This window comes from Comamonas odontotermitis (assembly GCF_020080045.1).
Classification (GTDB): Bacteria; Pseudomonadota; Gammaproteobacteria; order Burkholderiales; family Burkholderiaceae_C; genus Comamonas; species Comamonas odontotermitis.
Genome location: NZ_CP083451.1, coordinates 1,529,359 through 1,554,473 on the forward strand (window position 1 = coordinate 1,529,359; position 25,115 = coordinate 1,554,473).

Consider the following 25,115-nt stretch of genomic DNA (forward strand, 5'->3'; position numbering starts at 1 on the left):
GCCAAAGCGGGTGGAGCAGGCTGAGCCGTTGCAAGCGGCCCGACCTGGCTGCAACCCGCACGGTATCTGCCCTGCAGGCATGTATTCCTCCATGGGGCAAGCAACTACATCTGCTTTTTCTGCTGGTCCTGCTTCTGCTGATCGGTCTGTTGACCGGGCTTCTGAGGATTCGATTGGTCTTGCTGTTTTTGACCAGGCTTCTGGTCATGCTGATTGGGCTGCTGTTGGTTGGTCATGTCGATCTCCTGATGAACGTGCGGTGGATGGAGCAGCGTCTGCGCTGTTTCGCCCTATGGAGGGCTGGCGGACACTGCAAGTTCAGAGTACGCCTTGCCCGGACATGCAGCTGTAGTCCGCCGGGCCGCACCGACGTAGTGCCATCTGGTCAGAACAGCTGTTCGAAGTTGAAACAATTGATGCCTCTGAGCGCAGATAGGCGTACAGTGAATGGGTCATTTGCCCAAGCAGGGGAGTCCTGCAGCAAAGGGGGACAAAATGACAAATCCAGACAGAACAGGAATCAAAGTCTTCCAGTACCTGCAACGCTTGCAGGAAGAGTTCAGGCAATTGCAGGTCTTGGAGCCTTTGGTAGGATCTTTACAGCATGATCGGATGAAAATAGTTGAGCGAGAGCTCTCTGAGTTGAAAGCAGAGCAGCCAGTACCAGCGTTGTAAATCGAAATTGCGAACCAAGCCGCCCACATGGGCGGCTTTTTCAATGTCGGCGTGCAGCTCGCAGCGTTCTGCATTGAGTGCGGGCGGATTCCTTCACCTATCCTTCAGTGGGCTTCTTGCTGCCCAATGGGCGTCCATCCGTGCCCCTGGCGTCGGTGTTTTCGAGCCCACGCTTGACATCCTTGAATGCCTGCTGGACTTCCGGATGCGGATCCTTGCGGGTCGCGCCGATCGATTGGTCGCGCTCATGGGGAAGTTTTGCAGACGAACCGGGGTTGGATGGTGTCTGCTGCGAGGTTGTATCGACTTCAACTTCTGGCGTGGTTGTGCCTTTGACTGGTTTTCGAGTCATGGAGCCTCCTCAAAAGAACCATTAGGCCGGGGCCCGAGCGCAGGGGGCGTAGGTCTATCGCTCAGTTGCTTGGCTGGATATCTCGATGAATCGCTACTCCACACGCCATCCTGCATGGGGGCTCCTACAGTGCAGCGAACCTGATGAGGAAAAAAATTCGCTGGTACCGGCTTGTTTTCTGGAGCACCAGGCAGGCTTGCACAGAGATCTTCTGGAGGATTTCCTACCTGAAACCGCCTCTGGAGCACCTATAAACAAGGTTTCGAAAGGGAGTTCCATGGAAAGAAAGCTGCCTTCTTCGCGTCGCTCCACGTCTTGCGCTGCAACATGCATTCTCACGGGAGGCGTCGCTATCGTCGCCGGATGGTACTTTGCGCAGCGTGTTTCGGTACCGGACGATGTGCTTCCGGTCGAGGATTTTGACCTTGAGCGCTATCTGGGACACTGGTATGAGATAGCCCGGATCGACTACTTCTTTGAACAAGGGCTCACATCATGCACTGCAGACTACCGTCTTGGCGCTGATGGCTCGCTGCGTGTGTTTAACCAGGGGTTTGATCCCGAGAAGGGCGTCTGGAAGTCTGCAAAGGCCGTAGCCCAATTCATCGGGGCACCAACGGATGGTTCGTTGAAGGTCTCGTTCTTTCGTCCGTTCTACTCCGGATACTACGTGGTGCATGTGGACGACGACTATCAGCACGCGGTTGTCGTCGGAGATGGATGCAGGTACTGCTGGGTGTTGTCACGCACACCGGAAATGGACGACAAGCTCTATACAGGCCTGCTTTCAGTGGCTGCGGCCAATGGAGTGGACATCAGCCGCATGCACCGGGTTCCCCATGGTGCCTTGCTTGACGATGGCCGCTGAACAGGCCGGCCATTCAGTCTGAGAGCCAGACACACCCAGGTATTCCCCTGACGCCGAAAGGCGCGGTTTGTTTCAAGAGCCCAGCTCTCTGAGTGAGAGGTGCAGTGCCGGTAGGAGGTGTTTGCCGCTTGCGCATCGTCAAGGTGCAGGGCTGCCCATACGCAGCGCGCTCGGCGACATTGACTGGGATCAAGAGGCAGCAGGTTCAAGCCTCATGGCTGATGGGGCCTGGAGGGCCTTTTCTTGAATCGCTATTCCAAAATATAATAGCGATTGCCGAATGGTTCGCTGCCGGCCTCATGCAAAGACGGATTCTGTTGCAGGGGGCGGCGGGATCTCGGCCTTCCGCTGAGGTTTCGTCGTTGAACCCTACAAGCAACTTCCCATGCCGGAGATGCCATGCCCATGCGCGCAGAATCGCTGCCCACAGATTTCCACCTGGTGGATATTGCGCCCCAGTTGCTGGCCTTGCAGCGCACGCTCGACTGGGGCGGTGCGGCACGCGCTTGCGCGCTCTCCCGCGTGGGGCTGCAGGAGTCGATTGCGCGCGCAGAGGCGGAATATGGGCAGAAACTGGTGGTTTGGGGAGACCCATTTGCAGGGTTCACCGAGCCGGGTCTCCAGGTGCTGGAATGGGCCCGCAGCCTGACCGATTCCGTCGAAGAGCTCAAGCAGGTTTTTGCGGCATCCAGAAAAAGAGCGGCGCTGGCCGCGCTGATGGGGCGCAGATCCATTTCGCCCAAGCGCCTGGGTGAACCTGGGCCTTCGCAGGAGGACATGGATCTGATGATTGAAGCGGCGCTCTGCGCCCCCGACCATGGCAGCCTGCATCCATGGCGCGTGCTCACGTTCGAGCCGAATCAGCGCCAGGCATTGGCCAGTCTGTTCATGGAGGAGAAGCTGCGCCGCGACCCGCTCGCCTCCCGGGCCGACCTTGACCGCGCCATGGAGCACGCAACGCGCAGCCCCGTTCTGCTCGCCTTCGTCGTGTCGCTGCACGAGCGCAGGAATGTTCCCTTTCGTGAGCAATGGCTTGCCGCCGGCGCCGCAATCGGCAACTTTCTCAACGCGGCGCACCAGTTGGGCTTTGGCGGCATTTTGCTCAGTGGTGATCGCTGCTTTGACCCCACGCTCAAGGCGGCCCTGGGTGTCGGGCCCCATGAGTTTCTTGCTGGATTCATCAGCCTGGGGAGCATCGCTGCAGCGCCTCCGGCTCGCCGCAAGCCGCAGGCGCAGAGCATGCGCAGCCAGTGGGCGCCTGTTTTTCCCGGTCCGTCCTGCGCTTCGGCCTAGGTGGGCTGCACGCCCGCGTCCTGCAGCAGTTGTTTCCAGATCGGTAGCTCCCGCTTCCAGTCGGCTTGGTATTTCTGCGGGCTGTCGTCGGTCAGTGGCACAAAGCCAGCCATCAGCACACGGGCGTTGACCTCGCGGGTCTGCAATGTCTTTCGAATCTGTGCGCCCAACTGGTCTACCACGGCCGCCGGTGTGCCGCCAGTGGCCGCCACCCCCAGCCAGCCCGAGACGGTGAACGCATCCTGCTGGTGGCCCAGCTCGGCAAAGGTGGGAACGTCGGGCAGGGCAGGCACACGGGTGCGGCCGGTGAAGGCGATGGCACGCAGCTTGCCGCTGTCGATATGCTGCTTGAGCGAGAGGATGCTGCCGATGCCGATCATCAACTGGCCGCCCACGAGGTCCTGCACCATGGGGGCCTCGCCCTTGTAGGCGATGTGGGTCATGTCCGAATCCGTGACCTTGCTCAAGGTGGCCAGCGCCAGATGGCCTTGCGAGCCGATGCCGTAGCTGCCGTAGGTGAGCTGGCCCTTGTTGGCCTTGGCGTGGGCCATCAGTTCCGGCAGGCTGCGTGCGGCCAGCTTGCTGTTGACCACGAGCACGATCGGTGCCCAGCAGATGCGTACCACCGGCACCAGGTCCTTTTGCGGGTCATAGGACAGTTTCTTGAACATGAACTGGTTGGACAGCATGGTGCTGGTGGTGCCCAGGGTCAAGGTATGGCCGTCGGGCGCCGCCTTGGCGACGGCGTCGCATGCGAGCAGGCCTGCGGCGCCCGGGCGGTTGTCCACGATGGATGGCTGGCCTATCTGCTGTCCCAGCTTGTCGCAGACGGCGCGGGCGAGGACATCGGTGGCGCCCCCTGCGGCAAAAGGCACGATGACACGCACAGGCTTGGTGGGGAACGCTGGTTTGTCACCCGAGGCCAGGGTCCAGCTGGTGGCGCCTGCAGCGGAGGCAGCCGTTGCCAGGCGAAGCAGTTGGCGGCGGCTCAGGGAGGGGAATGGTTGGCCGGATTCAGTCTTCAAAATGTCTCCTCATTGCACGGTAACAGGTCAGGGGAGGCGCTGGAGAGTGAATGCCAGCCGCTGCTTCGGCCAGTGCAGCTCGCCCAGGATCCTGAGACCAGTGTAGAGGCTGGTCCGGCAGGCTGCTTTTGGGGTAAACCTGAGGGCACGGTGTTGTGGAACGAGCGGCCCTGACGAAACACAATGGCATTGATTGCTATCAAAATAATAGCTATATGCGTATGCTGCATTGGCGCATGCGTCAGGAAATGGTTGAAATGCCGTTGAAATGCCTTGCGGGCACCGCACGGGTGTCGACAGGGGCAGGGCATGGGCGCGATGAGAGCGGCAAGAACGGGCTGCGGCCACTGCAGTGCAAAACAGAAAAGGGCTCCTGCAGGAGCCCTTGTTGTGGTGGCGATACCAATTTTGCTTACTTGGCAGCCTGGTCGGTGATGAAGCCGATTTTCTTGATGTTGCTGCGCTGGGCAGCGGCCATGGCCTGCGCCACCTTTTCGTAGAGCACATCGCGCGCACCACGGATGTGCAGCTCGGGCTGCGGTTCCTTGGTGGCTTCTGCCTGCAGCTTCTGCTCCAGCTCGGCGTCGGTGACGGCCTGGCCATTCCAGTTGTAGCTGCCGTCCGAGAGGATGGCCAGCTGGATGGTTTCGGGCTTGGTCTCCTCCTGCACATTCTCGGCGCGCGGCAGGTCCACGTTCACCGAGTGCTTCATCACCGGCACGGTGATGATGAAGATGATCAGCAGCACCAGCATGACGTCGACCAGCGGCGTCATGTTGATCTCGTTCATTACCTCATCGGATTCGTCTTGGGTTCCGAAGGCCATGTTCAGGCCCCTTTCTTCAGCGGCGTCACCACGGCACGGGCGCTGCCACCTTCCACATTGAGGCGTGCACCGGTCACAAAGAAGGCGTGCAGGTCATGGGCAAAGCTGTTCAAGCGGTTGAGCACCGACTTGTTGCCGCGCACCAGCGCGTTGTAGCCCAGCACGGCGGGGATGGCGACTGCCAGGCCCAGGGCCGTCATGATCAGTGCTTCACCGATGGGGCCGGCCACCTTGTCGATCGACGCCTGTCCCGACAGACCGATGGCGACCAGCGCGTGGTAAATGCCCCAGACGGTACCAAACAGGCCGATGAAGGGAGCGGTGGAGCCGACGGAGGCCAGCACGGCCAGGCCCGATTGCGCACGGGCGGTGAACTCGTCGATGCCGTTGCGCAGGCAGCGCGTCACCCAGTCGCTGATGTCGAGCGAGTCATGCAGGTGCTCGGCCGTCTTGCGGTGGTGGGAGGTGGCTTCACGGCCTTCCAGGGCCAGTTGGCGGAAGGGGTTGTCGGTTTGGGCGCCCAGCTTGTCCAGGCCAGCGGCGAAGTCGGCGCTGTGCCAGAAGTCCTGGGCGCTGCGGGCGTACTTCTTGAAGCGCACGATGTCCAGCGCCTTGATGATGATCACGATCCAAGAGGCGAGCGACATGCTGACCAGAATCAAGGCGACTGCCTTGGTCACGAAATCTCCCTGGGCCCAGACGTGGGCGATGCCGAATTGCGAGTCCATAGCTTTTCCTGTTTCCGAAATATTTAATTGAGTTCCCACTTCATGGGCACATTGACCCACATGGGTTGAGGGGTTCCGTTGGACGTGCCGGGCTTGAAGCGCCACTTGCGGATGCCATCGAGTGCAGCCTGGTCCAGGCGGTCATAGCCGCTGGATTTCTTCAGCTGAATGTCGAGCACCCTGCCTTCTTCGTCGATGTGGACGCGCACGATGGTCGTCCCCGTCTCGCCCATGCGCTTGCTGATGCTCGGGTAAGGCGGCAGCGGATTGCTCAGGTAGGCGGCATTGACATCGGGCAGGCGGATCACCGGCTGGGCAGGCGGCGCGGGAGGCGCCGGCGGCGGAGACGGTGGGGTCGGCGGCGCGGGCGGCGTCGGCGCTTCGATGGGCGGCGCTGGCGGCTGCGGCTCTGCACTGCCCTTGACGGCGTTGGGCGCTGGCGTCGGGTCCTTGATCGCCTGCGGCTTGGGCATGGGCTTGGGCGCTGGCGTGGGTTTGGGCTGTGGTTTGGGTGCTGGTGCGGGAGGAGGCGGCTTGGGCGCAGGCGGTGGAGGCGGGGCCACCACGGGCATGGGCTCAGGCGCGATCAGCTGCACCACCACGGGTTCAGGCTTGGGCAGTTCGACGGCAGCGCTTTTGAGTAAGCCCGCCTGCAAGGCCCACAGGCCGGCAACGTGTGCTGCCAGCACCGATCCCGCGACCACGATGTTACGCCCCGTATTCTTGGGGGGGCTGGTAGGGTCTGAAGGATGCATAAGGCGATAAAAAGTGCTGCGGGCAGAGTGCCGCAGCACGGCAAATCAATGGCGGTTTACTTCTGAAAGACCCACCAGATGGAGGCAGCGACCAGGATCAGGCTGCCTGTGACAGCGGCGAGGAGTTCCATGCTTTGCTTTCCGTAATGGCTTTGGCAAGCTGGACCGGCTGTGTCATCGCTTCGTTACGCAAAGCGGCAACCGGGCGCGACGCGCTGCACTGTTCGACCACATCGCGGGCGCAGCCTTCGCAGCAACCGCATTGCAGTCCAACACCCAGTTCGAACTGGATTTCATCAAACGACATGCCTGCATGCGCGTGGCGTGCAATCTCTCGATCCGAGACCCGACGGCAAACACAAACGATCATGGTGTGATGAACAGCGTGGTGGCTGGCTAGTGATAAATGTTGGGTGAATTATAAATAAGAATTTGTCGCATTCGCAATAATCACATGAAAGCGATAGGGATGCTGTGTTGCGATAATGCGCATTGGCTATGACCTTTTCTGGATGAAATTGATGTCAATCCCAATCAGGATATGCGCTATTTGCTCCTTATTTTGAAGTGAAAAAGTCCTGCTTTGCTAGCTGCGCCAGTCCCCAGCCAGCAGGGCAGGGCCGATATCGGCGATGCTGCGGCAGCCGGTGAGCGCCATGACGGCCTCCAGCTCATCGCGCAGCAACCGGATGACATGGGCTACACCGGCTGCACCGGCGGTGGCCAGCCCATACACCAGGGGGCGGCCCACCAGCACGGCCGATGCGCCCAGCGCGAGGGCCTTGAAGACATCGGTACCGCGCCGGATGCCGCCATCCACCAGCACGGGAACAGCGCCGCCCACGGCAGCCACCACGCCGGGCAGCAAGCGGGCGGTGGCAGGCATGGTGTCCAGGGTGCGACCGCCATGGTTGCTGCAGATGATGCCGTTGGCCCCCAGTTCCACGGCTTGCTGCGCATCCAGCGGATGGGTGATGCCTTTGAGCAGAATCGGCAAAGTCGTCTGATTGCGAAGCCAGGCAATGTCATCCCAGGTGGGGGCATGGCGCAGCAGGTCGTCAAACAAGGGGCTGTCGGCAGGGGTGAGCTGTACCGACTCGGCAGCAGGCAGACCCTCCATGTTGACGGGGCCAATGCCTGCGGGCAGCCTGAACTGGGCACGCCGCTCGCGGTCGCGCACGCCGCTGGTCGGGGCATCTACCGTCACCACCAGGGCCTGGTAGCCCGCCGCTTCTGCGCGGCGCAGCAGGTCGATGTTGAAAGCGCGGTCATGCTGCAGGTAGAGCTGAAACCACAGCGGGCCATGGGCCGCGTCCTGCAGGTAGCTGTCGGCAATGGCATCCAGCGGCTGGCTGGCCTGGGTGCTGACGACCATCCCCGCACCCATGGCGGCGCAGGCATAGGCCATGCCGATTTCACCCGATTCCTGCGCCAGACACTGAAAGGCCATGGGAGCTGCCAGCAAGGGGTGTGCCAGGCGCTGGCCTAGCAGTTGCATCTGTGTATTGCCGTGGGCCAGCGGGCGCAGCACGCGGGGCGCGAGCTCGATCTGCTGCCAGGCGCTGGCATTGGCGCGCAGGGTGATTTCATCGCCTGCACCGCCGCTGAAGTAGGCCCAGGCATTGGCATCCATGCGCGCCTGTGCATGGCGTTCGTAATCGGCCAGGTTGATGGTGCCCGGTGGAATGGGAAGCAGGGTGGGCGTGGGGGCGGTCATGTCCTGAAAGCTTCAGTTTGCTATGAATAAAGTAGCTAATCGCGCTTTATACATCTGCCCAAAGGCGCAAAAGATTGTGGTAGGTGCCTGTGAGGCCGATGATGGACGGGTTCTGTTCACCCACTTGCTGGCGCAGGCGCAAAAGCTGCATGTCCATGTCAAACAGCATTTGGCGCTGCTCGGTGGAGCGCACCATGCTTTCCACCCAGAAGAAACTCGCCAGACGTGTGCCGCGCGTCACCGGCATGACCTGGTGCACGGTGCTGCCGGGGTAGAGGATCATGTCGCCAGCGGCCAGCTTGATCTTTTTTTCACCAAAATGCTCGCGCATCACCAGCTCGCCGCCTTCGTATTCGGTGGGTTCGCTGAAAAACAGGGTGCACGAGATGTCGCTGCGCACCCACTGCTGCGTGGCCCTGGAATGCAGCACCGCGCCATCGACGTGCTCGCCATAGAAGTTGCTGGCGCCGCTGTAGCGGTTGAACAGCGGGTTGAAGATGCGCTTGGGCAGGGCCGCAGAGAAGAACAACGGGTCTCGCTTGAGCGCTGCAAGCACCAGATCCTGCAGCTCGCGCGAGGCATCGCTGTCCTGCGCAAGCTGCTGGTTGTGCTTTTGGTGCACGGCCTGCGCTCCGGCGCTGGTGGCGCCATCGCTCCAGTGAGGGCTGTGGTCCAGCAGTGCGCGGGCGCGGTTCAATTCATCTGGGGTCAGCAGCTTGGGGACGTGAAGAAACATGGCAGAAATCGATGGGCAATCCGGCGATGAAAAAAGGGCGTGCGCTGGATGCGCACGCCCTCAGGCCTTGGAGACTGGCTGACTTTAGAAGCGGTGCTTCAGAGTCATCTGTACGGCGCGCGCAGCACCTGGCTGGTAGAAGCCACGGTACAGCGTATCAGCATACAGCTTGTCGGTCAGGTTGGTGACGTTGAGCTTGAGCGAAGTCTTCTGGTCGAAAGTGTATTCGGCCATGGCGTCGATCGTGGTGAAGCCCGATGCCTGCACCTGACGGGCGCCTTCCGGGCTTTGCGCGCTGCGATAGGTCAGGCCGGTACCAATGCGCAGCTTGGGCAGAACCTGGTAGGTGGTCCACACGCTGCCGCTGTGCTTGGGGGTCAGGCCTGGGCGGTCGCCTTCCACCTGGGCGCCGCCACCATTGGCAGCCAACACCACATTGCTCTTGTCGATCTTGGCACGGGGAATCCAGGTGTGGTTCCACATCACTTCCCACTGAGGTGTGATGCGGCCGGCGAAGTTGAATTCCACGCCTGCAGCGTGGCGCTTGCCAGACAGCAGCTCTTGCGTGGCGGTGGTGTCCGGGTCGGTGTTGCGCTCGTTGTACTTCTCGCTGTAGAACAGGGCAACGCCGGCCAGTGCCTTGCGATCGAACAGCTCCCACTTGCCGCCGATTTCGAAGTTGCGGCTCTTTTCCGGGTCGGTGTTGGCGGTACGGCTGGTTCCGTTGCTGATGTTGACGGCGTACTGGTAGGTATCGCCCGAGGTGTTGTACGAGGTGCCGTACGACATGTAGTAGCTGCTCAGCTCATCGGGCTGGAAGATCAGGCCGATGCGGGGGCTCCACAGGCCGTCGCTACGCTCGCTCGACAGGCTGCCGTCCGCATTGCGGTACGAAGCCTTGAAGTGGTCATAGCGCAGGCCACCGACCAGCTTGACGGTGTTGGTCAGCGACATGGTGTCCTGGGCATACAGCCCCAGGTTGCGGGCCTTGAAGGTGTTGAAGGGAATCGGGCCACGGTTGTCGGGTACCCAGTCGCCATTGTTGGGCGTGCCCACGCTGGTGTTGGGGCGCGTGCCAGGGTTTGACGCGTTGCTGTTGCGGTCGGCATCGTCGTTGTAGAAGTCGAAGCCGGTGATGATGTCGTGCTTCATGCCACCGAGCTTGATGCTGTTGGTGTAGTCGCTCTGCAGCTGGGTCATCGTGCTTTCGCCGATGCGGCCCTTCGAGCCACGGGTCAGCTGGGTGCTGTCGGTGATATCGCTCACCACGGTAGGACGCGGGTTGGCAAAGCCGATGGTCGAGGCCAGCAGGTCACGCTCGTACTTGCCGTGACGCACGCGGGTCTTGAGCTCGCCGCCGTCGTCAAAACGGTGGATGTGGCCCAGGGTCAGGTACTTGGCCGAGGTGTTCAGGTGGTCACCGTTGAGGCCGTAGAAGTTCTTGGCAGGCAGGGTTGGAATGATCTTGCCATCAGCCGTCAGCCAGGGGTGGTTGTAGCTGGGACGGCCCTTGATGTCCAGATAGTAGGCGCCGATCGAGAATTCGTCGCGGGTGCCGATGCCCCACGAGAAGGTGGGCGCAATGCCGCGCTTCTTCTGGAAGGCACCATAGTTGTAATCGTTGTTGATCATGGCGTTCAAACGCAGGGCTGCGTTCTCGCCAGTCACAAAGTTGAAGTCGCCGGTCGCGCGATGGAACTGGCCGGTGCCGAAGGTGTAGCTGACTTCCTTCTGGTCGATCAGCAGGGGCGACTTGTTGACCTGGTTGACCACGCCGCCGGTCGAGCCCTTGCCAAACAGCATCGAGGCAGAGCCCTTGAGCACTTCCACGCGGTCGAGGTTGAAGGTGTCGCGCTCGTAGAGAGGGGCATCCTTCATGCCGTCCACATAGATGTCGCCAGCCTGACCCAGCGAGAAGCCGCGCAGGCGCACATCTTCTTCACCGGTTTCGCCCGCCTGGAAGGTCACGCCGGCGGTGGTACGCAGCACGTCGCGGAAGTCATCCTGGTTGCGGTCGGTCATCAGCTTTTCGGTGAACACCGTTACCGATTGCGGAATGTCCTTGATGTCCTGGTTGCCTTTGCCGACCGTGGTCTTCTTGACCATGATCGTGTCCTTGCTCTGCACTTCGGCTGCATCCTTGACCGTCACCGTGCCCAGCGTGGTCTCCGGGGTTGCGGCTGGGGCTGCAGGGGCGGGCTGCGTCTGGGCCCAGCTGCTGACGGAGGCGGCCAGCATCAGTGCGCCCAGAGGCAGTATGGCTTTGTCAGCCACGTTGGACACTGGTGCTGCAGAGGCACACACAGCGAGGCTCGCCTGGTGTGCGCGCTGGCGGTTTTGGCGTTTCTTGGACAAGTTTTTCTCCTAAGGCAGGATGTTATGAAGCTCTCAAACGGGAATGCCAGCGTCCCAAAAAGACGCTGGCATGACAGATGTTGGCTGGCAGAGGGAAAAGGCGAAGGCGGCGCCATCAGTACGCAGCGCAGACCCTCGCGCTCTTCTTCACTCGCTCGGATCGTAATGCTACGCCAAATGAGTCTGATTCTTATTTTGAATTTTGCACAAAAGCAACAAAAAACCTGAAAATCTTCACAATTGTGCGCTGCGGAATGGAGCTTTCGAGGGGAGTGTGCGCAAGTTGCGCTGCCCATATGTAACCGGAACCGGGTGGCCGCAGACCGAAACAGCAGCCGCGAAGCAGGGTGCAATGGTGGAGAAGGGCCAGGTGATGAGGTGAAGCGGGGTTGCATGGCCGGGGAACCGCTTTGCCGGAATCAGGAGATCCGCCCGAAAGAGAGCGTCTTTGTGCACGCATAAAAAAACCAGCACGCATGAAGCGGCTGGTTCTTTGGCAGTGCCTGCCTTGTGCGGCAGGCCTGCGGGGCCGGTAACTGGTACAGGACTTACTTGACGTGCTTGCCGATCAGGCCAGCCATTTCGAACATCGAAACCTGTGGCTTGCCAAATACCTTCTTGAGCTTGTCGTCGGCATTGATCATGCGCTTGTTGCTGGCATCTTGCAGGTTGTGCGCCTTGATGTAGACCCACAGCTTGCTGATGATTTCGGTGCGTGGCAGTGGAGCGGTGCCCACCACGGCGCCCAATTCAGCGCTGGGAGTCAGCGGCTTCATGAAAGCAGCATTAGGGGTGCGCTTCTTGGCAGGAGCAGCAGTCTTTGCAGCGGTCTTGGATGCAGTTGCCATGTGTTGGTTTCCTTGTATCAATATCTTTGTCTGCCAGACAGAGATTCCCTCCGCTGGTTACAGCCATGCTAACGGTAAAAAAAGGGCTTTCCAAGGGAGGGGAGCAATTTTTTGCCTCGAAATGTTGCTTCTTTCAGGCCCGCTGACCTTTGTTGATGGATTACAACTATCAATCAAAAACAGTTTTTATTTGATTTCAATAAAGAATTGCGTCTTTTTCGCATCTCTTCTGTAATACCGGCTGCTGGCGAGGAAAACCTTGCGAGGTAACAACACCTGCCGACTCGTGGGGTCATGCCTGGGGCATTTGGAGCCGCTAACACAACTACAACTCTTGATACGTCGTTGCTTTGCCGGGGGCGCTTCGTCTCAACCGCAAATCTACGATTTGCTTGGTTGTGTGAGTGGCGCTTGCTGCAAAATGCCCTGCCGAGGTCTGAACGCGGTCTGGCGCGGTCCATGCACATTCCATTTGCCGGGGTGTGTGCAAAGGAGGCTCAGGCCGGGCTGCGTTCGCGCCCGGGCAACGGAGCCGTGGCCAACACGAGGCTCGACACCGCTATCGCGAACGCCAGAAGCTGCAGGCCCGTGAGCGTTTCGCCGAGAAACACCACGCCTACCAGCGCCGTGGAGACCGGCAGCATGACGGTGAACACCGCGCTTTGCGACGCAGGCACCGCCTGCAGGCCCGTCATCCATAGCCACACGGTGAACACGCAGGCCGCCAGCGCATAGCCCAGCAGCAGCAGCCAAAGCGGTGCAGCCACGCTGCCGAAGTCGAAGTGCCAGGCCAGGTACAGGCCAAATGGCATGGTCAGTACAAAGCCCCACAGGTTGATGAGCGCGGCAATGCGCTTGGGGCTCAGGCTGGCCGTGAGTTTCTTGCCGATGACCGCGTAGCTGGCTTCACAGAACACGGCGGCAATCAGCAGCAACTGACCGATCCAGCTGTGCTGGGCGGCCTCACCCTGCGCGGGTGCGTGTGCAGGTTTGGCAAAGGCAAACAAGGCAATGCCCAGAACAGCCAGGCCGATGGCGCACAGCACGCGGCCGGTGATGTGCTCCTTGAGCAACAGCCAGCTGAAAAGCGCAATGGCCGCCGGAATGGCCGCCATGGTCACGCTCGCCGCCACGGCGCCTGTCATCGACACCCCGGTGATCATGCAGATGGTGAAGAGAAAGTTGCCGAAGAAGGATTCCAGGAACAGCAGGCCGCGCTCTCGGCCCGACAGCCGTGGCTCGCCCGCAGGGCGCCGCAGCCAGCCTGCCATGGCCACGACACCGATGCCAAACCGCAGCCAGGCCAGCAGCAGCACCGGCAGTACGGCTGCCAGTGGCTTGGAGAGCGCGACATAGGCGCCTACCAGCGACATGCTCAGTGCCAGGTAGGTATAGGCCAGCGGTTTGCTGATATTGCTCATAAATCAATAGCTGAAAGAAATAGTGCGACAGCCGCTGGAGGCTCGTTCTGCGGGTGTGCAGGGGTGGCTGTCACCGACCTGCCATGGGGCCGGGCGATCATCATGCCAGAGCCATCCGTGGCAGATGCGCCGCGCAGGCGACCAGCGCGGCGTGCGTGGCAATGAAGAGGCGATGCGCTGCGGATGGATGCCTGTCGTTGGCGCCCGGTTGCTATCGAAATTGCTGCGCAGCAGCATGATTTTTCAGCAATGAAAATGGCTTTTTGCATTATGAAATTTCAAAATGCTGCATTGCGCAAAAATTTCTCAATACGAGAAATTGAATTTCATAATGTGGTTTTAAATATGTAATTTTATGATTTTAAATGATTTAATTTTAGTCTTATATAAGACATAAGACAAAAAATAGTGGATGATCGGGCGTACAGTTAAAGCCACGGACAGCACAGCGGTCCTCCGGTTCTTCCCACAGTTTTCGACTACCACCTTTTTTTGATAGGAGTTCCCCATGTCTCAGAAACTGAACCAACAACTCAGCCGCGAACAGCAAATTGCCGCCCTGGAAAAGGACTGGGCACAAAATCCTCGCTGGAAGGGCGTCAAGCGTGGTTACAGCGCAGCCGACGTGGTGCGCCTGCGCGGCAGCCTGCAGCCAGAGTACACCCTGGCCCAGCGCGGCGCCGATGTGCTGTGGGAAAAGATCAATGGCGGCGCCAAGAAGGGCTACGTCAACGCCTTTGGTGCCATCTCTGCCGGCCAGGCCATGCAGCAGGCCAAGGCTGGGCTGGAAGCGGTGTACCTGTCGGGCTGGCAGGTGGCTGCCGACGGCAATAGTTCTGAAACCATGTACCCCGACCAGTCGCTGTATGCCTACGATTCGGTGCCGACGATGGTGCGCCGCATCAACAACACCTTCAAGCGCGCCGATGAAATCCAGTGGGGCAAGGGCGTCAATCCTGGCGACAAGGAATTCATCGACTACTTCCTGCCCATCGTGGCCGATGCGGAAGCTGGTTTTGGCGGCGTGCTCAACGCTTTCGAGCTGATGAAGAACATGATTGCCGCAGGTGCTGCAGGCGTTCACTTTGAAGACCAGCTGGCTGCCGTCAAGAAGTGCGGCCACATGGGTGGCAAGGTGCTGGTGCCGACCCGCGAAGCCTGCGAAAAGCTGATCGCCGCACGTTTTGCCGCCGATGTGATGGGCGTGCCTACCATCATCCTGGCACGCACCGATGCGGAAGCCGCCAACCTGATCACCAGCAACCACGATGCGAATGACCAGGCTTTCCTGACCGGCGAGCGTACGCAAGAGGGCTTCTACCGTGTCAAGAACGGCCTGGAGCAATCCATCAGCCGCGGTGTGGCTTACGCGCCATACGCCGATCTGGTGTGGTGCGAAACGGGTGTGCCTGATATCGGCTTTGCCCGCGAGTTTGCCCAGGCCGTGCATGCAGCTGCACCCGGCAAGCTGCTGTCGTACAACTGCTCGCCTTCGTTCAACTGGAAGAAGAACCTCAACGACAGCCAGATCGCATCCTTCCAGGAAGACCTGTCTGCGCTGGGCTACAAGTTTCAGTTCATCACGCTGGCCGGTATTCACAGCAACTGGTACAACACCTTCAAGTTTGCCCACGAGTACGCTCGCGGCGAAGGCATGAAGCACTACGTGGAAATGATCCAGGAACCCGAATTCGCCGCTCGCGACAAGGGCTACACCTTTGTGTCGCACCAGCAGGAAGTGGGCGCCGGTTACTTCGACGACGTGACCACCGTCATCCAGGGCGGCAGCTCCAGCGTGAAGGCGCTGACGGGCTCGACCGAGGAAGAGCAATTCCACTGATCTGCGGGTCTGCAAGACACACCGGGGATTGGTCTCCCCGGTGGGCAAAAGAGAGAAAGGCGGTCTGCGGACCGCCTTTTTCATGGGCCTTTAGGGTCTGCGCGGGCAATCACGCCCAGGCGCCAGCGAATGTGGACGCCAGGCGTCAACCTGTATAGCGCTTCAGAATGACTGTGGCATTGACGCCGCCAAAACCAAAGCCGTTGAGCATGGCGTGCTCAATGCGTTGCCGCCGAGCCTCGCCCCGGATCAGGTCCATGCCCTCTGTCAGCGGGTCCGGGTTTTCGAGGTTGAGCACGGGCGGTGCGACCTGGTCGCGCAGCGCCAGTACCGTGAAGATGGCCGCCGCGCCGCCCGCCGCGCCCAGCATGTGGCCCAGGGCAGATTTGGTGGCGGTGATGGAGGGGCCTGCCGCAGCGTCCGCGCTTGCACTTGAACCAGCTTCTGCACCGCCACCAAATACTTCGCGGATGGCCGCTAGCTCGCCCCTGTCGCCTACGGGCGTGGAGGTAGCGTGGGCGTTGAGATGCTGAATGTCACCGGGCTGCAGGCGCGCATTGCGCAAGGCGTTGCGCATGGAGCGCGCGGCGCCCGCGCCATCTTCCGGCCCGGAGGTGATGTGGTAGGCGTCTGCCGACGTGCCGTATCCCACGACTTCGGCCAGCGGCGTGGCTCCGCGCGCTAGTGCATGCTCCAGCGATTCCAGCACCAGAAGGCCCGCGCCTTCGGCCATGACAAAGCCGTCCCGTGCCTGATCGAAAGGACGCGATGCGCGCGCCGGGTCATCGTTGAAGTGGGTGGCCACCGCCTTGGCCGCAGCAAAGCTGCCCAGGGCCACGCGGTCAATGGTGGCTTCGCTGCCGCCGCACAGGGCCATGTCGGCTTCGTCGTTGCGAATGAGGCGTGCCGCGTCTCCAATCGCCTGGATGCTGGCCGCGCAGGCGGTGACCGGCGCGCCGAGCGGGCCCTTGAGCTGGTGCCGGATCGACACCTGGCCTGCTGCCAGATTGGCCAGAAAGGCAGGCACCGTGAAAGGCGAGAGGCGCTGCGGGCCCTTGGTGTCTGTGGTGCGCACTGCTTCTGCAATGGTGCCAAAGCCGCCCACGCCAGAGCCGATGATGGTTGCCGCGCGCTCCTGCTGGTCGGCACCGCCCTGCGTCCAGCGCGCATGCGCCAGCGCTTGGTCTGCCGCGCCCAGGGCAAAGGCGATGAAGCGGTCCATGCGGCGCAACTCCTTGGCGGAGATGACGGCCTCGGCATTCCAGCCGGCCTGGGGGTCTTCGTCCAGGCCGGGAACCCGTCCGGCAATGGCGACCCCCGTGCCTTCTCCCACCTCGCTGGCGAGGGCGCGCACGCCCGACTGGCCTGCCAGCAGCCGCTGCCATGCCATCTCCACATTGCACCCCAGAGGGGAGACCAGGCCCAGGCCTGTGATGACCACCCGTCGATTCATATCGCACCTTTCGTCTGCAGTGGCCAAGGCCTGTTTTGCAGTATTGATGATGATCGTCATCATACTGAGTTTTGATGATGGTTATCATCTAACGTATGAAAGTCAGCAAAGCCCAGGCCGCCGAAAATCGCGAAGGAATCGTGGACGCCGCAGCGCGCCTGTACCGACAGAAGGGTCTGGATGGCGTGGGCGTGGCCGAGATCACGCGCGACGCGGGGCTGACGCATGGCGGCCTGTACCGGCACTTCGAATCCAAGGACGCCCTGGCACGCGAGGCCTGCCTGCGCGCCTTTGACTGGACGATCACACCGCTCGATGGCCTGGCCGCGGCTGGTGCAGGGGATGCGGATGCGGCATCTACCGCCAGGCTGCACGCGCTGGTGCAGGGCTATCTTTCTGCAGACCACCGCGATCACCCCGGCGAGGGCTGTCCCGCTGCGGCGTTGGCTGCCGATGCCGCGCGCGCCGGGCCGGAAATGTCGGAAGTGTTTGCCCAGGGGGTGGAGCGCAATATCGCGCGCTTCATGGAAGTGTTGCCGGGCGAGGATACGGCCGCTCGCCGCACCCAGACCATTGTCACGCTCAGCAGCATGGTGGGCGCCCTGGTGCTGGCGCGCGCCACGGCAGCGGGCAACCCGCAACTGTCGGAAGAGATACTGGCCACCTTGCGCGGACACCTGACAGCGCCTACCGATGCGCCGGGATCAACTGCGGAGGGCGGATCTGGCTCGGGGCAGTCGGTACATGCAAAAAAAAGCTGATACGCATCAGCCAATTGCTGTAGATGCAATCGCTGTGGGGCATGCGCTGCCCCGTCGATAATCACTTCTTTTCCCTTTTTGAGTTTTCGCGAGCATGTCCGGCACCTCTGAAAAAACCGTCTCCATCGTTCACTGGCCCGCCAGGACCCTGGTCAACCCTGTCATCGGCAAACCCAGCCGCCCGATCAGCGGCGATACCGAGTACCAGACCATGCATGTGTTTGAAGGGCTGGGCGGCAAGGTGAGCTCCGGCACCTGGCAGTCGACCGCTGGCACCTTCCGCTCCAACATCGTCGGCTACATCGAGTTTTGCTACATCGTCGAAGGCGCATGCCGCCTGGTAGACCCGGACGGCACGGTGCATGCGTTTGGCGTGGGTGACCATTTCATCATGCCCGAAGGCTGGACGGGCCACTGGGAGGTGGATGAGTTTGTGAAGAAGGTCTACATGGTGGCCGAGACCTGACTCTGCAGACGCTTGATGAAAATGGCTTGCAGCGCTTGTTTAGAAAGCGCTATTTGCTATCGATTTTGTAGCTAAAGGCCATGCGAATGTCGCCGTGCCATTGCCGCAGGCGGCTCGGATCGCAGACCCATGCTTACTTCAGGCCCAGCCGGCCCAGCTTTTTGATCAGCCCCACGCGCGAGATGCCCAGGCGCCGCGCCGCTTCGGACTGGTTGCCGCCAGCCTGCGTCATGGCATCGCGCAGCATGCGGGTCTCCAACTCCAGCATGGCTGCATCGAGCGCGCCGTGACCATCGGAGGCAGTGCCCTGGGTGCCTGCTGCGTCGGCGCCGGGGGATTCGGGCAGGTGGGTGGTGTCGCCGTTGGCAAATTTCAGCAGCTCGGCATCTACGAGGGCGCTGCCCGGGGTGATCAGCGCGCCAGCGGATTCCACCACCGCGCGCAGCTGGCGCACATTGCCCGGCCAGTCACGCGACTGCAGCCACTGCATGGCGTCGGCGGACAGGCGCGCCTGCGGTGCCACATTCTTCAGAAAACGTGCTGCCAGAACGGGAACATCTGCCGCACGCTCGGCCAGAGATGGCGTACGCAGCACCATGCCTTTCAAGCGGTAGAACAGGTCTTCGCGGAAGGTGCCAGCCTGCACCATGGCTTCCAGATCGCGGTGGGTGGCAGCAATCACGCGCACTTCGGCGCGGCGTAGTTCGCGTCCGCCCACCGGCAGAAAGCTGCCTTCCTGCAAGAAGCGCAGCAGCTTGACCTGCATGGGGGCGGGCATTTCTCCCACTTCATCAAGAAACAGGGTGCCGCCGTGTGCAGTCTCCAGCAGGCCGGGCTGGTCGCGGTGGGCTCCCGTAAAGCTGCCCTTGAGGTGGCCAAAGAGTTCGCTCTCCAGCAGTTCGGCCGACAGCGCGCCGCAGTGGATCACGGCAAACGGCCCCTCGGCGCGCGGGCTGCATTGGTGCAGGGCGCGCGCCACCAGCTCCTTGCCGGTACCCGTGGGGCCCAGCACGATCAGGTTGACCGAGGTGGCACCCACGCGCTGCACCAGCGTGCGCAACTGCTGCATGGCTGCTGTCTGGCCGATCAGCCCCATCTCGCCCGGGTCCTGCCCCTGCTGGGCACTGCGCAGGGCGCGCACCTGCTCGTCGAGCCGGGCCTTGTGCATGGCGCGCGTCAGCACGAGGCGCAGCACATCGGGGTCGATGGGCTTGGTCAGGAAATCCCAGACGCCGCGCTCCACCGCCTGCAGTGCGATGTCGCGCTCGCCATGGCCGCTCAGCACCACAACGACCGATTGCGCAAAGTGCGGAATCAGCGACAGCCCGGCCTGCGGGTCCATGCTGGGCGGCATGGCCAGATCGAGCAGCACCACATGCGGCCGGTCGCCCGCAAAGGCCTGCAGCGCGCTGTCCACATCGCCCGCCACCGACACGCGGTAGCCCAGCTGGCGCAGAAAGCTCGCGCCCAGGCGCTGGTAGGCAGGCTCGTCGTCCACCAGCAGCACGTGGCCGGATAACGAGGGTGTGGATGGGGCGGCAGAAGTCATGGTGCAAGCAGGCCGGAGGCCGAAGAATCAGTGGGCGCAATCCGTGGAAAGCGCAGTGTGAAGCAGGTTCGCCATGGCGCGCGCTCGGTCACGGAGGCCGCGCCGCCATGCGCGGCCATGATGCGTGCCGCAATGGCCAGGCCCAGGCCGGTGCCACCGGGGCTGCGTGAGGCAAAGGGCTCGAAGAGGCGTTCGCGCAGATCGGCAGGAATGCCCGGGCCGTCGTCGCATACATGCACCAGCACCGCATCGGGCAGCAGTTCGGTATCCACCAGCACCCGCCGCTCGCCCGCCGCCGTGCAGGCGTTGGAGAGCAGGTTGCCCAGTGCCTGGTCGAACCGGGCAGGGTCGATGGTGGCCATGCGTGGCTCCTGCAGCGCGGCGCCCAGCTCTACCTCGGGGCGATGGCGCACCTGGGCCTGGATGCGGGCGTGCAAGTCGGTTGCCACCGGTGCAATCTGCCAGGGCTTGGCGTAGTCGAGCAGATCGCTGGTCAGGTGCGAGATGCGGGCAATCTGCTCGCCCACTTCCTGCCGGGTTTCGGCCGGGGCCATCGCCACGGCCATGGCGATGATGTTGAGCGGGTTGCGCACATCGTGGGCCACCGTGGCCGCCAGCGAGCCCAGTTCTGCCAGGCGCGCCTGCAACTGGCGCTCGCGCTCGCGCTGCTGGGCCAGTTCGGCCAGCTCGACCTGCGCTGCCGCATCGGCCAGAGCATCGCCAAACAGCGCAGCCAGATGGCGCTGGCCGGGCGGCGCTTCTTCAAAACCCAGCAAGTGCGTCTGCCAGTCGCCCTGAGGGCCCTTGTGGCACAGCAGGCCCGGCTGGCTGTGGTCGGTGGTGGCGGGCGGCGCGCCATCGGCCTGTACCTGCATCTGCAGCGGCGTGCCCATGCGGGTGGACAGCAGGGTGGCGGCAACCGCCTCCAGTGCTGCCATGGATTCGGCTTGCCCCATGGCACTGCGCCACTGGCGCAGATCGCCCGCAGAGGGTGTGCCGCCCGGGTACACCAGGCGCGAGGCGAACCGCCACACCGGACCGCTGAGGATGAAGCATGCGGTTGCCACGGCGGCGGCGTTGAGCCATTTCGATTCGACAGGCAGCAGCACCGTGAGCGACACCACCGCCAGCCCCAGCACGATGAAGATGGCAGACGCCAGCGCGCGCCGTGCCCAGACGTTGACGACAAACACCCGGTAGCGCAGCACGCCATACACCAGCAGCAGCGGAAACACCGGCATGGTCAGCACCGGCCAGGGATAGTGCTCGATACCGAGTGCCGCAAAGGCAAAGCCGGAAATGGCCAGAAGCCCCCAGGCACACGAGATGGCAATCGAGGCGAACTGCTTGCGGCGCAGCGGCGAGGGCGCATGCAGCCAGCCCCAGCCCAGCACCAGCAGGCCCGCAGTGGCGAGGATGCCCCAGGCCAGGCTGTGAACCCAGCCCACTGCATTGGGCACCACCACCCATTGAAAGCCGGTGAACGGCGGAAAGTGGACGAAGTCGCCCGGTGAACGCACAAGCGACAACAGCGCCACCAGCATCGCCATGGCATAACCCGCGCGCACCCAGTGCCGGTGCAATGGCGCGCCGCAGAAGATCACGCAGAAGTGAAAGAAGGCGGCAGAGGTGAAGGTGAGCGAAGACAGCAGCGCCATGGCGGCCGGCACGCTGCCCAGGCCTGCCCAGTTGGGCAATTCGTTGCCAACGATCCACGTCGCCACACCCAGGAGGAACACCACCAGCAACCGGGCACCTGCCACCTGTTTGGCCCACAGCAGCAGAACGCTGCCAAGGGCCAGGATTTCGAGCAGGGTGAGCAGCAGGGCAAGGTGGATGGCCATGGCAGGACTGTATACGGCGTTGACGCCTCCGGCAACGGTGTTGTATCTGGCGTTTACAGGTAAGAGAAAAATTTCAATAAAATCAACATTATTTTGAATGGCATGGATGCTGCATTGGTGTAGGTATGAGCACCTTGCATTCCCCCCATCCGAACATCCATCCGGCCCATGCCGATGCGTTGGATATCAGCGCGCTGGTCGGGCCCGCTGCCTGGCAGCAGCTCTCCCCCGCCATCCATCGCCGTTTTGCCAGCCAGCATGCGCCAGTGGCCTATGCCGGGCACATGGAGCTGCGCACATCGCGTATCGGCCGGTTGTTTGCGTGGGCTGCGCAACTGTTGGGCAGCCCGCTGGCTGGCAGCCGCGCTGGCCTGGTGCCGACGCAGGTGCAGGTGGCAAGCGACGGGCGGGGTGGCGTGGTGTGGTCGCGCCAGTTGGGCGAGTGCGGCAGTGCGGGCAGCCAAGCCGTGCGATCGACCAAGCGCCTGGGGCCCGGTGGCCAGCTCGAAGAGTGCACCGAAGGCGGCCTGTCGATGGCGCTGGAGGTGTGTGTGGAGCAGGGCGCTCTGGTGTTTTACAGCCGCCGCTACTTCTGGCTGCTGGGCCGGTGGCGGCTGCCGGTGCCAGCGCTGCTGACGCCCGGTGTGTGCCGTGTCGAGCACCGCGACGAAGGCCCAGGGTGCTTTCGCTTCACGCTTGAGATGACGCACCCGCTGTGGGGCCGCACCTTCTACCAAACCGGCGTTTTTTCCGATCCTCTGGAGTCCTGAGATGACTATCGTTTTTGTGTTGCTCACCGTGCAGTCGCTGCTGGGCGCGTTTGACAACTTCTGGCACCACGAGCGCGAAGCGCGCCTGCCGCAGCGCACATCGGCGCGCTACGAACTGCGCCTGCACGCCGCGCGTGAAGCCATCTACGGCCTGCTGTTTGCCAGCTTTGCATGGCTGCAGTGGCGCGGATGGTGGGTGCTGCTGCCTGCGGGCCTGCTGGTGGCCGAGATGTTCATCACCATTGCCGATTTTCTGGAAGAAGACCGGAGCCGCAAGCTGCCGCCGCTCGAGCGCGCGCTGCACACGGTGCTGGCGGTGAGCTATGGCCTGCTGGTGGGGCTGGTGGGGCCGCTGTTCTGGCAGGCGGCGCAACTGCCTGCGGGTGTTTCGGTGGTGACGCATGGCGGGTGGACAGCGATGTTCAGCGTGGCATCGGTCTGCGTGCTGGCCTGGAGCGTGCGCAATGCATTGGCTGTGCGCAAGCTGGGTGCGGCCGTGCAGCAGACCGGCCCGGTCCCTCGCGCCCAGGGCGCTGCCCTGCAAGGGCTTGGGCAGCAGACGGTGCTGGTGACCGGTGGTACCGGCTTTGTCGGCCAGGCGCTGGTGCAGCGCCTGCTGCGCGAAGGCCGCCGGGTGCTGGTGCTGAGCCGTGACCCCTTGCAGGCGCGCGCAGCGCTGGGTGAGGGCGTGTGGGTGGTGGACAGGCTGGACGACATTCCCTGCGAAACCCGCATCGACGCCGTGGTGCACCTGGCGGGAACAGGCATCCTGGGTGCGCCTTGGACGGCCGCCCGCCGCCGCCTGCTGCTGCAAAGCCGCCTGCAGGTGATGGCGCAATTGCAGAATCTGATGGCACGCCTGTCCCACAAGCCCGAGGTGCTGGTCTGTGCATCGGCCGTGGGTTACTACGGCGTGCCGCTGGATGCTGCGCCGCTGGACGAGGCTGCGCCACCGCAGCCGGGGCGCTTTCAATCCGATCTGTGCAGACTGGTCGAAGCCGCTGCCTTGCGCAGCAGCGCGCTGGGGGTACGCGTGGTCTGCCTGCGCCCCGGCATTGTTCTGGGCCAGGGCGATGGGGCCTTTCCTGCGCTGGCGTTTGCAGCCCGCTGCGGGCTGGGCGCCGTGCTGGGCGGCGGCCTGCAGCCCATGCCCTGGATCCACCTGGACGATGCCGTGGGTCTGGTCTGCCATGCTTTGGCGGAGCCCGCGCTGCATGGCCCGCTGAACGCTGTGGCCCCGCAGGCCGTCACGCAGGGGCAATTTGCCCGTCGCCTCTCGGCTGTGGTGGAGCGCCCCCTGTGGCTGCGGGTGCCCGGCTGGCCACTGCGCCTGCTGCTGGGCGAGATGTCGGAGTTGCTGCTTTGTGGCCAGAATGTGGTGCCAGCGCAGGCCCTGCGCAGTGGCTACCGCTTTCGGTATGCCAGCCTGGCCGCGGCGCTGGCCCAACTGATAGGCAGGCCATCGGCTTGAGGGCCCCCATCAGGCCATTGGGCCATCGGGCCTTTGGGGCGCGATGTGGCGTGGCGATCACGTGGACCCGTTTCTGGTTGCTGCCGTATCAGGCTGCGATGGATTCGGGGCTGGTCATGAAGCCGGTGGTGGCGTGGCGGCTACCGTCGTCAAGCACCAGTTCACGCTCGGGCCAGCGCATGGCAGCCAGTTTGAAGTCGTCTTCGGGCCGCGTGCCTGCGAGGCGCGCCGTCCAGCGTGCGCCGACGGAGAAATCAACGCAGAACACATTGTGGCGCAGGCCATGCCATGACGTGGGGGCGATGTCTGCAAACAGATCCTGGTCGCCCTTGCCCAGCACGGCACGGTCGACCGGCGTGATGCGGCGCCAGTAGTGGCCTATCAGCACGGGGGTGGCATCGGCATAGCGGTCCCACCATGCCACGCGCTCCACAAAGCGCCATTTGCCACCGGCAAAGAAGGGTTCGGTGCCACGGCGCTCCACGCCACAGGTCAGCACCTTGAGCGGGTTGTACTGCGATTTGTTCAGTTCGCTGTCGGCATGGGCGGGCATGAAAGGGGGCTGGTGCGCGCCATCTTCCAGGCTGTAAGGCCAGGCGGCACTTTCGGCAGCGGAGCGGGCCGGAATGCCCTGGGCGCGGGCATGGACGGCTGCGCCTTCCTCCAGCCGGTCGTAGTCGTCTGCCACCTCGCCGGTCGGCAACTGGCGGGCCTGGGTGATTTTCTCGTCCATCCACGCGGCATGCACGATGCGGATATCGTCGCGCTCCAGCGCCAGGGGGAGCTGGCGCAGGAACGGGAACATGGCCTGCGGAAAGTCACGGTCTGCGCGCTGGTAGGGGGCGTACTTGCGGTTGTCGGCCTCAATGCGCTCGTCAAAGAACCAGCCCGAGCCATCCTTGGCGTCGTCGCGCAGCAGGTTGATCTCGTGGTTGCCCAGCACGGCGTAGGCATGGCCTGCCTCGACCCAGCGGCGCACCAGGGCGAGTACTCCGGGGCTGTCCGGGCCGCGGTCGCAGAAATCCCCGACGAACACCAGCTTGCGGCCTGCCGGATGGCGGCCGTCGTCGTCATAGCCCAGATGCCTGACCAGCTGCTCCAGTGCCTGGCGCTCGCCATGCACATCACCGATCACATCCAACGGGCCGGGGGGCAGTGTATGTACCAGGCTCATCGTCGCTGTTCCATCAACAGTGCAGCGCGAATTCATGCATGTCATGCATGCGCTGCGGCGTATTACAAACGGATGACCCATTGTGCCCGATTATGTTGCGCTGCACCAGAGAGGGTGCACGCAAGCCGTTGCAGGACAAAAGCAGGCCTTGGCGCTTTACCTGTAAGCGCTATCAGCTATCAATTTTG

The 25,115-nt window shown here is 62.7% G+C and carries 25 protein-coding genes; 9 read left to right on the forward strand and 16 right to left on the reverse strand.

Going from position 1 to position 25,115, the window contains the following annotated elements; genetic code table 11:
- Positions 1–104 precede the first annotated feature (104 nt).
- Entirely contained in the window at positions 105–236 is a 132-nt protein-coding gene (locus tag LAD35_RS07160) for a transcription initiation factor TFIID subunit D10 (protein WP_224152014.1), read from the reverse strand.
- A 259-nt stretch (positions 237–495) separates the two neighbouring features.
- On the opposite strand from LAD35_RS07160, the gene LAD35_RS07165 reads away from it, so the two are divergent.
- A complete protein-coding gene (locus tag LAD35_RS07165; protein ID WP_224152015.1) occupies positions 496–675 on the forward strand; it encodes a hypothetical protein in 180 nt (59 codons plus the stop codon).
- A 97-nt stretch (positions 676–772) separates the two neighbouring features.
- Here LAD35_RS07165 and LAD35_RS07170 read toward each other — a convergent pair whose 3' ends face one another.
- The gene (locus tag LAD35_RS07170) at positions 773–1,027 is read right to left on the reverse strand and encodes a hypothetical protein (RefSeq protein WP_224152016.1); all 255 of its coding nucleotides are present in this window, start codon (positions 1,025–1,027) and stop codon (positions 773–775) included.
- Between the two features lie 85 nt (positions 1,028–1,112).
- On the opposite strand from LAD35_RS07170, the gene LAD35_RS07175 reads away from it, so the two are divergent.
- Both LAD35_RS07175 and LAD35_RS07180 read left to right on the forward strand, forming a co-directional pair.
- Positions 1,113–1,895 (forward strand): lipocalin family protein, encoded by a 783-nt coding sequence (locus tag LAD35_RS07175; protein ID WP_224152017.1) that lies wholly within the window; start codon positions 1,113–1,115, stop codon positions 1,893–1,895.
- A 399-nt stretch (positions 1,896–2,294) separates the two neighbouring features.
- The gene (locus LAD35_RS07180; RefSeq protein WP_224152018.1) at positions 2,295–3,188 is read left to right on the forward strand and encodes a nitroreductase family protein; all 894 of its coding nucleotides are present in this window, start codon (positions 2,295–2,297) and stop codon (positions 3,186–3,188) included.
- Here LAD35_RS07180 and LAD35_RS07185 read toward each other — a convergent pair.
- The 10 genes from LAD35_RS07185 to LAD35_RS07230 all read right to left on the reverse strand — a co-directional run bounded on the left by LAD35_RS07185 (position 3,185) and on the right by LAD35_RS07230 (position 13,599).
- Positions 3,185–4,213 (reverse strand): Bug family tripartite tricarboxylate transporter substrate binding protein, encoded by a 1,029-nt coding sequence (locus LAD35_RS07185; RefSeq protein WP_224152019.1) that lies wholly within the window; start codon positions 4,211–4,213, stop codon positions 3,185–3,187. The genes LAD35_RS07180 and LAD35_RS07185 overlap by 4 nt on opposite strands.
- Before the next feature lie 412 nt (positions 4,214–4,625).
- Positions 4,626–5,039, reverse strand: a complete 414-nt coding sequence (locus LAD35_RS07190) for an ExbD/TolR family protein (RefSeq protein WP_224152020.1) — start codon at positions 5,037–5,039, stop codon at positions 4,626–4,628.
- Positions 5,040–5,041: 2 nt separating this feature from the next.
- Complete coding sequence (locus tag LAD35_RS07195) at positions 5,042–5,767, reverse strand: MotA/TolQ/ExbB proton channel family protein (protein ID WP_224152021.1); 726 nt, start codon at positions 5,765–5,767, stop codon at positions 5,042–5,044.
- Positions 5,768–5,790: 23 nt separating this feature from the next.
- Positions 5,791–6,522, reverse strand: coding sequence for an energy transducer TonB (locus LAD35_RS07200; RefSeq protein WP_224152022.1), 732 nt, complete (start codon positions 6,520–6,522; stop codon positions 5,791–5,793).
- Between the two features lie 97 nt (positions 6,523–6,619).
- Positions 6,620–6,892 carry a (2Fe-2S)-binding protein gene (locus LAD35_RS07205; RefSeq protein WP_184707353.1) on the reverse strand — a complete coding sequence of 91 codons (273 nt, stop codon included), beginning with the start codon at positions 6,890–6,892 and terminating at the stop codon, positions 6,620–6,622.
- 216 nt (positions 6,893–7,108) lie between these two features.
- The gene (locus LAD35_RS07210; protein WP_224152023.1) at positions 7,109–8,239 is read right to left on the reverse strand and encodes an alpha-hydroxy acid oxidase; all 1,131 of its coding nucleotides are present in this window, start codon (positions 8,237–8,239) and stop codon (positions 7,109–7,111) included.
- Between the two features lie 46 nt (positions 8,240–8,285).
- Positions 8,286–8,975, reverse strand: coding sequence for a Fe2+-dependent dioxygenase (locus LAD35_RS07215; protein WP_224152024.1), 690 nt, complete (start codon positions 8,973–8,975; stop codon positions 8,286–8,288).
- An 84-nt stretch (positions 8,976–9,059) separates the two neighbouring features.
- Positions 9,060–11,213 carry a TonB-dependent receptor gene (locus tag LAD35_RS07220; RefSeq protein ID WP_224152608.1) on the reverse strand — a complete coding sequence of 718 codons (2,154 nt, stop codon included), beginning with the start codon at positions 11,211–11,213 and terminating at the stop codon, positions 9,060–9,062.
- 665 nt (positions 11,214–11,878) lie between these two features.
- The gene (locus LAD35_RS07225; protein ID WP_184707359.1) at positions 11,879–12,178 is read right to left on the reverse strand and encodes an SWIB/MDM2 domain-containing protein; all 300 of its coding nucleotides are present in this window, start codon (positions 12,176–12,178) and stop codon (positions 11,879–11,881) included.
- 497 nt (positions 12,179–12,675) lie between these two features.
- A complete protein-coding gene (locus tag LAD35_RS07230) occupies positions 12,676–13,599 on the reverse strand; it encodes a DMT family transporter (protein WP_224152025.1) in 924 nt (307 codons plus the stop codon).
- 183 nt (positions 13,600–13,782) lie between these two features.
- Between LAD35_RS07230 and LAD35_RS07235 the strand changes: the two genes are divergently transcribed.
- The gene (locus LAD35_RS07235; protein WP_224152026.1) at positions 13,783–13,950 is read left to right on the forward strand and encodes a hypothetical protein; all 168 of its coding nucleotides are present in this window, start codon (positions 13,783–13,785) and stop codon (positions 13,948–13,950) included.
- 157 nt (positions 13,951–14,107) lie between these two features.
- Positions 14,108–15,439: an isocitrate lyase gene (gene aceA / locus LAD35_RS07240; RefSeq protein ID WP_224152027.1), complete on the forward strand. Its 1,332-nt coding sequence runs from the start codon at positions 14,108–14,110 to the stop codon at positions 15,437–15,439.
- A 145-nt stretch (positions 15,440–15,584) separates the two neighbouring features.
- On the opposite strand, the gene fabF is transcribed toward aceA, so the two are convergent.
- Entirely contained in the window at positions 15,585–16,892 is a 1,308-nt protein-coding gene (gene fabF / locus LAD35_RS07245; protein ID WP_224152028.1) for a beta-ketoacyl-ACP synthase II, read from the reverse strand.
- A 95-nt stretch (positions 16,893–16,987) separates the two neighbouring features.
- Here fabF and LAD35_RS07250 point away from each other — a divergent pair, with 95 nt between their 5' ends.
- Both LAD35_RS07250 and LAD35_RS07255 read left to right on the forward strand, forming a co-directional pair.
- On the forward strand, positions 16,988–17,653 hold the full coding sequence (locus LAD35_RS07250; RefSeq protein ID WP_224152029.1) for a TetR/AcrR family transcriptional regulator: 666 nt from the start codon (positions 16,988–16,990) through the stop codon (positions 17,651–17,653).
- A gap of 94 nt (positions 17,654–17,747) precedes the next feature.
- Positions 17,748–18,119 (forward strand): cupin domain-containing protein, encoded by a 372-nt coding sequence (locus LAD35_RS07255; RefSeq protein ID WP_224152030.1) that lies wholly within the window; start codon positions 17,748–17,750, stop codon positions 18,117–18,119.
- Positions 18,120–18,252: 133 nt separating this feature from the next.
- On the opposite strand, the gene LAD35_RS07260 is transcribed toward LAD35_RS07255, so the two are convergent.
- A complete protein-coding gene (locus LAD35_RS07260) occupies positions 18,253–19,668 on the reverse strand; it encodes a sigma-54-dependent transcriptional regulator (protein ID WP_224152031.1) in 1,416 nt (471 codons plus the stop codon).
- A complete protein-coding gene (locus tag LAD35_RS07265; RefSeq protein WP_224152032.1) occupies positions 19,665–21,512 on the reverse strand; it encodes a sensor histidine kinase in 1,848 nt (615 codons plus the stop codon). Before LAD35_RS07265 ends, LAD35_RS07260 begins: the two co-directional genes overlap by 4 nt.
- A gap of 125 nt (positions 21,513–21,637) precedes the next feature.
- Between LAD35_RS07265 and LAD35_RS07270 the strand changes: the two genes are divergently transcribed.
- Positions 21,638–22,282, forward strand: a complete 645-nt coding sequence (locus LAD35_RS07270) for a DUF4166 domain-containing protein (RefSeq protein ID WP_224152033.1) — start codon at positions 21,638–21,640, stop codon at positions 22,280–22,282.
- A gap of 1 nt (position 22,283) precedes the next feature.
- Positions 22,284–23,753, forward strand: a complete 1,470-nt coding sequence (locus LAD35_RS07275; RefSeq protein WP_224152034.1) for a TIGR01777 family oxidoreductase — start codon at positions 22,284–22,286, stop codon at positions 23,751–23,753.
- Positions 23,754–23,841: 88 nt separating this feature from the next.
- Here LAD35_RS07275 and LAD35_RS07280 read toward each other — a convergent pair whose 3' ends face one another.
- Complete coding sequence (locus tag LAD35_RS07280; protein WP_224152035.1) at positions 23,842–24,927, reverse strand: metallophosphoesterase; 1,086 nt, start codon at positions 24,925–24,927, stop codon at positions 23,842–23,844.
- Positions 24,928–25,115: the final 188 nt, after the last annotated feature.

Excerpts from the sequence above, each read along its gene's own strand:
- LAD35_RS07160 (WP_224152014.1), bottom strand. The coding sequence starts at position 236 with ATGACCAACCAACAGCAGCCCAATCAGCATGACCAGAAGCCTGGTCAA.
- LAD35_RS07165 (WP_224152015.1), top strand. The coding sequence starts at position 496 with ATGACAAATCCAGACAGAACAGGAATCAAAGTCTTCCAGTACCTGCAA.
- LAD35_RS07170 (WP_224152016.1), bottom strand. The coding sequence starts at position 1,027 with ATGACTCGAAAACCAGTCAAAGGCACAACCACGCCAGAAGTTGAAGTC.
- LAD35_RS07175 (WP_224152017.1), top strand. The coding sequence starts at position 1,113 with ATGAATCGCTACTCCACACGCCATCCTGCATGGGGGCTCCTACAGTGC.
- LAD35_RS07180 (WP_224152018.1), top strand. The coding sequence starts at position 2,295 with ATGCCCATGCGCGCAGAATCGCTGCCCACAGATTTCCACCTGGTGGAT.
- LAD35_RS07190 (WP_224152020.1), bottom strand. The coding sequence starts at position 5,039 with ATGGCCTTCGGAACCCAAGACGAATCCGATGAGGTAATGAACGAGATC.
- LAD35_RS07195 (WP_224152021.1), bottom strand. The coding sequence starts at position 5,767 with ATGGACTCGCAATTCGGCATCGCCCACGTCTGGGCCCAGGGAGATTTC.
- LAD35_RS07200 (WP_224152022.1), bottom strand. The coding sequence starts at position 6,522 with ATGCATCCTTCAGACCCTACCAGCCCCCCCAAGAATACGGGGCGTAAC.
- LAD35_RS07205 (WP_184707353.1), bottom strand. The coding sequence starts at position 6,892 with ATGATCGTTTGTGTTTGCCGTCGGGTCTCGGATCGAGAGATTGCACGC.
- LAD35_RS07210 (WP_224152023.1), bottom strand. The coding sequence starts at position 8,239 with ATGACCGCCCCCACGCCCACCCTGCTTCCCATTCCACCGGGCACCATC.
- LAD35_RS07215 (WP_224152024.1), bottom strand. The coding sequence starts at position 8,975 with ATGTTTCTTCACGTCCCCAAGCTGCTGACCCCAGATGAATTGAACCGC.
- LAD35_RS07220 (WP_224152608.1), bottom strand. The coding sequence starts at position 11,213 with ATGCTGGCCGCCTCCGTCAGCAGCTGGGCCCAGACGCAGCCCGCCCCT.
- LAD35_RS07225 (WP_184707359.1), bottom strand. The coding sequence starts at position 12,178 with ATGGCAACTGCATCCAAGACCGCTGCAAAGACTGCTGCTCCTGCCAAG.
- LAD35_RS07230 (WP_224152025.1), bottom strand. The coding sequence starts at position 13,599 with ATGAGCAATATCAGCAAACCGCTGGCCTATACCTACCTGGCACTGAGC.
- LAD35_RS07235 (WP_224152026.1), top strand. The coding sequence starts at position 13,783 with ATGGATGCCTGTCGTTGGCGCCCGGTTGCTATCGAAATTGCTGCGCAG.
- aceA (WP_224152027.1), top strand. The coding sequence starts at position 14,108 with ATGTCTCAGAAACTGAACCAACAACTCAGCCGCGAACAGCAAATTGCC.
- fabF (WP_224152028.1), bottom strand. The coding sequence starts at position 16,892 with ATGAATCGACGGGTGGTCATCACAGGCCTGGGCCTGGTCTCCCCTCTG.
- LAD35_RS07250 (WP_224152029.1), top strand. The coding sequence starts at position 16,988 with ATGAAAGTCAGCAAAGCCCAGGCCGCCGAAAATCGCGAAGGAATCGTG.
- LAD35_RS07255 (WP_224152030.1), top strand. The coding sequence starts at position 17,748 with ATGTCCGGCACCTCTGAAAAAACCGTCTCCATCGTTCACTGGCCCGCC.
- LAD35_RS07260 (WP_224152031.1), bottom strand. The coding sequence starts at position 19,668 with ATGACTTCTGCCGCCCCATCCACACCCTCGTTATCCGGCCACGTGCTG.
- LAD35_RS07265 (WP_224152032.1), bottom strand. The coding sequence starts at position 21,512 with ATGGCCATCCACCTTGCCCTGCTGCTCACCCTGCTCGAAATCCTGGCC.
- LAD35_RS07270 (WP_224152033.1), top strand. The coding sequence starts at position 21,638 with ATGAGCACCTTGCATTCCCCCCATCCGAACATCCATCCGGCCCATGCC.
- LAD35_RS07275 (WP_224152034.1), top strand. The coding sequence starts at position 22,284 with ATGACTATCGTTTTTGTGTTGCTCACCGTGCAGTCGCTGCTGGGCGCG.
- LAD35_RS07280 (WP_224152035.1), bottom strand. The coding sequence starts at position 24,927 with ATGAGCCTGGTACATACACTGCCCCCCGGCCCGTTGGATGTGATCGGT.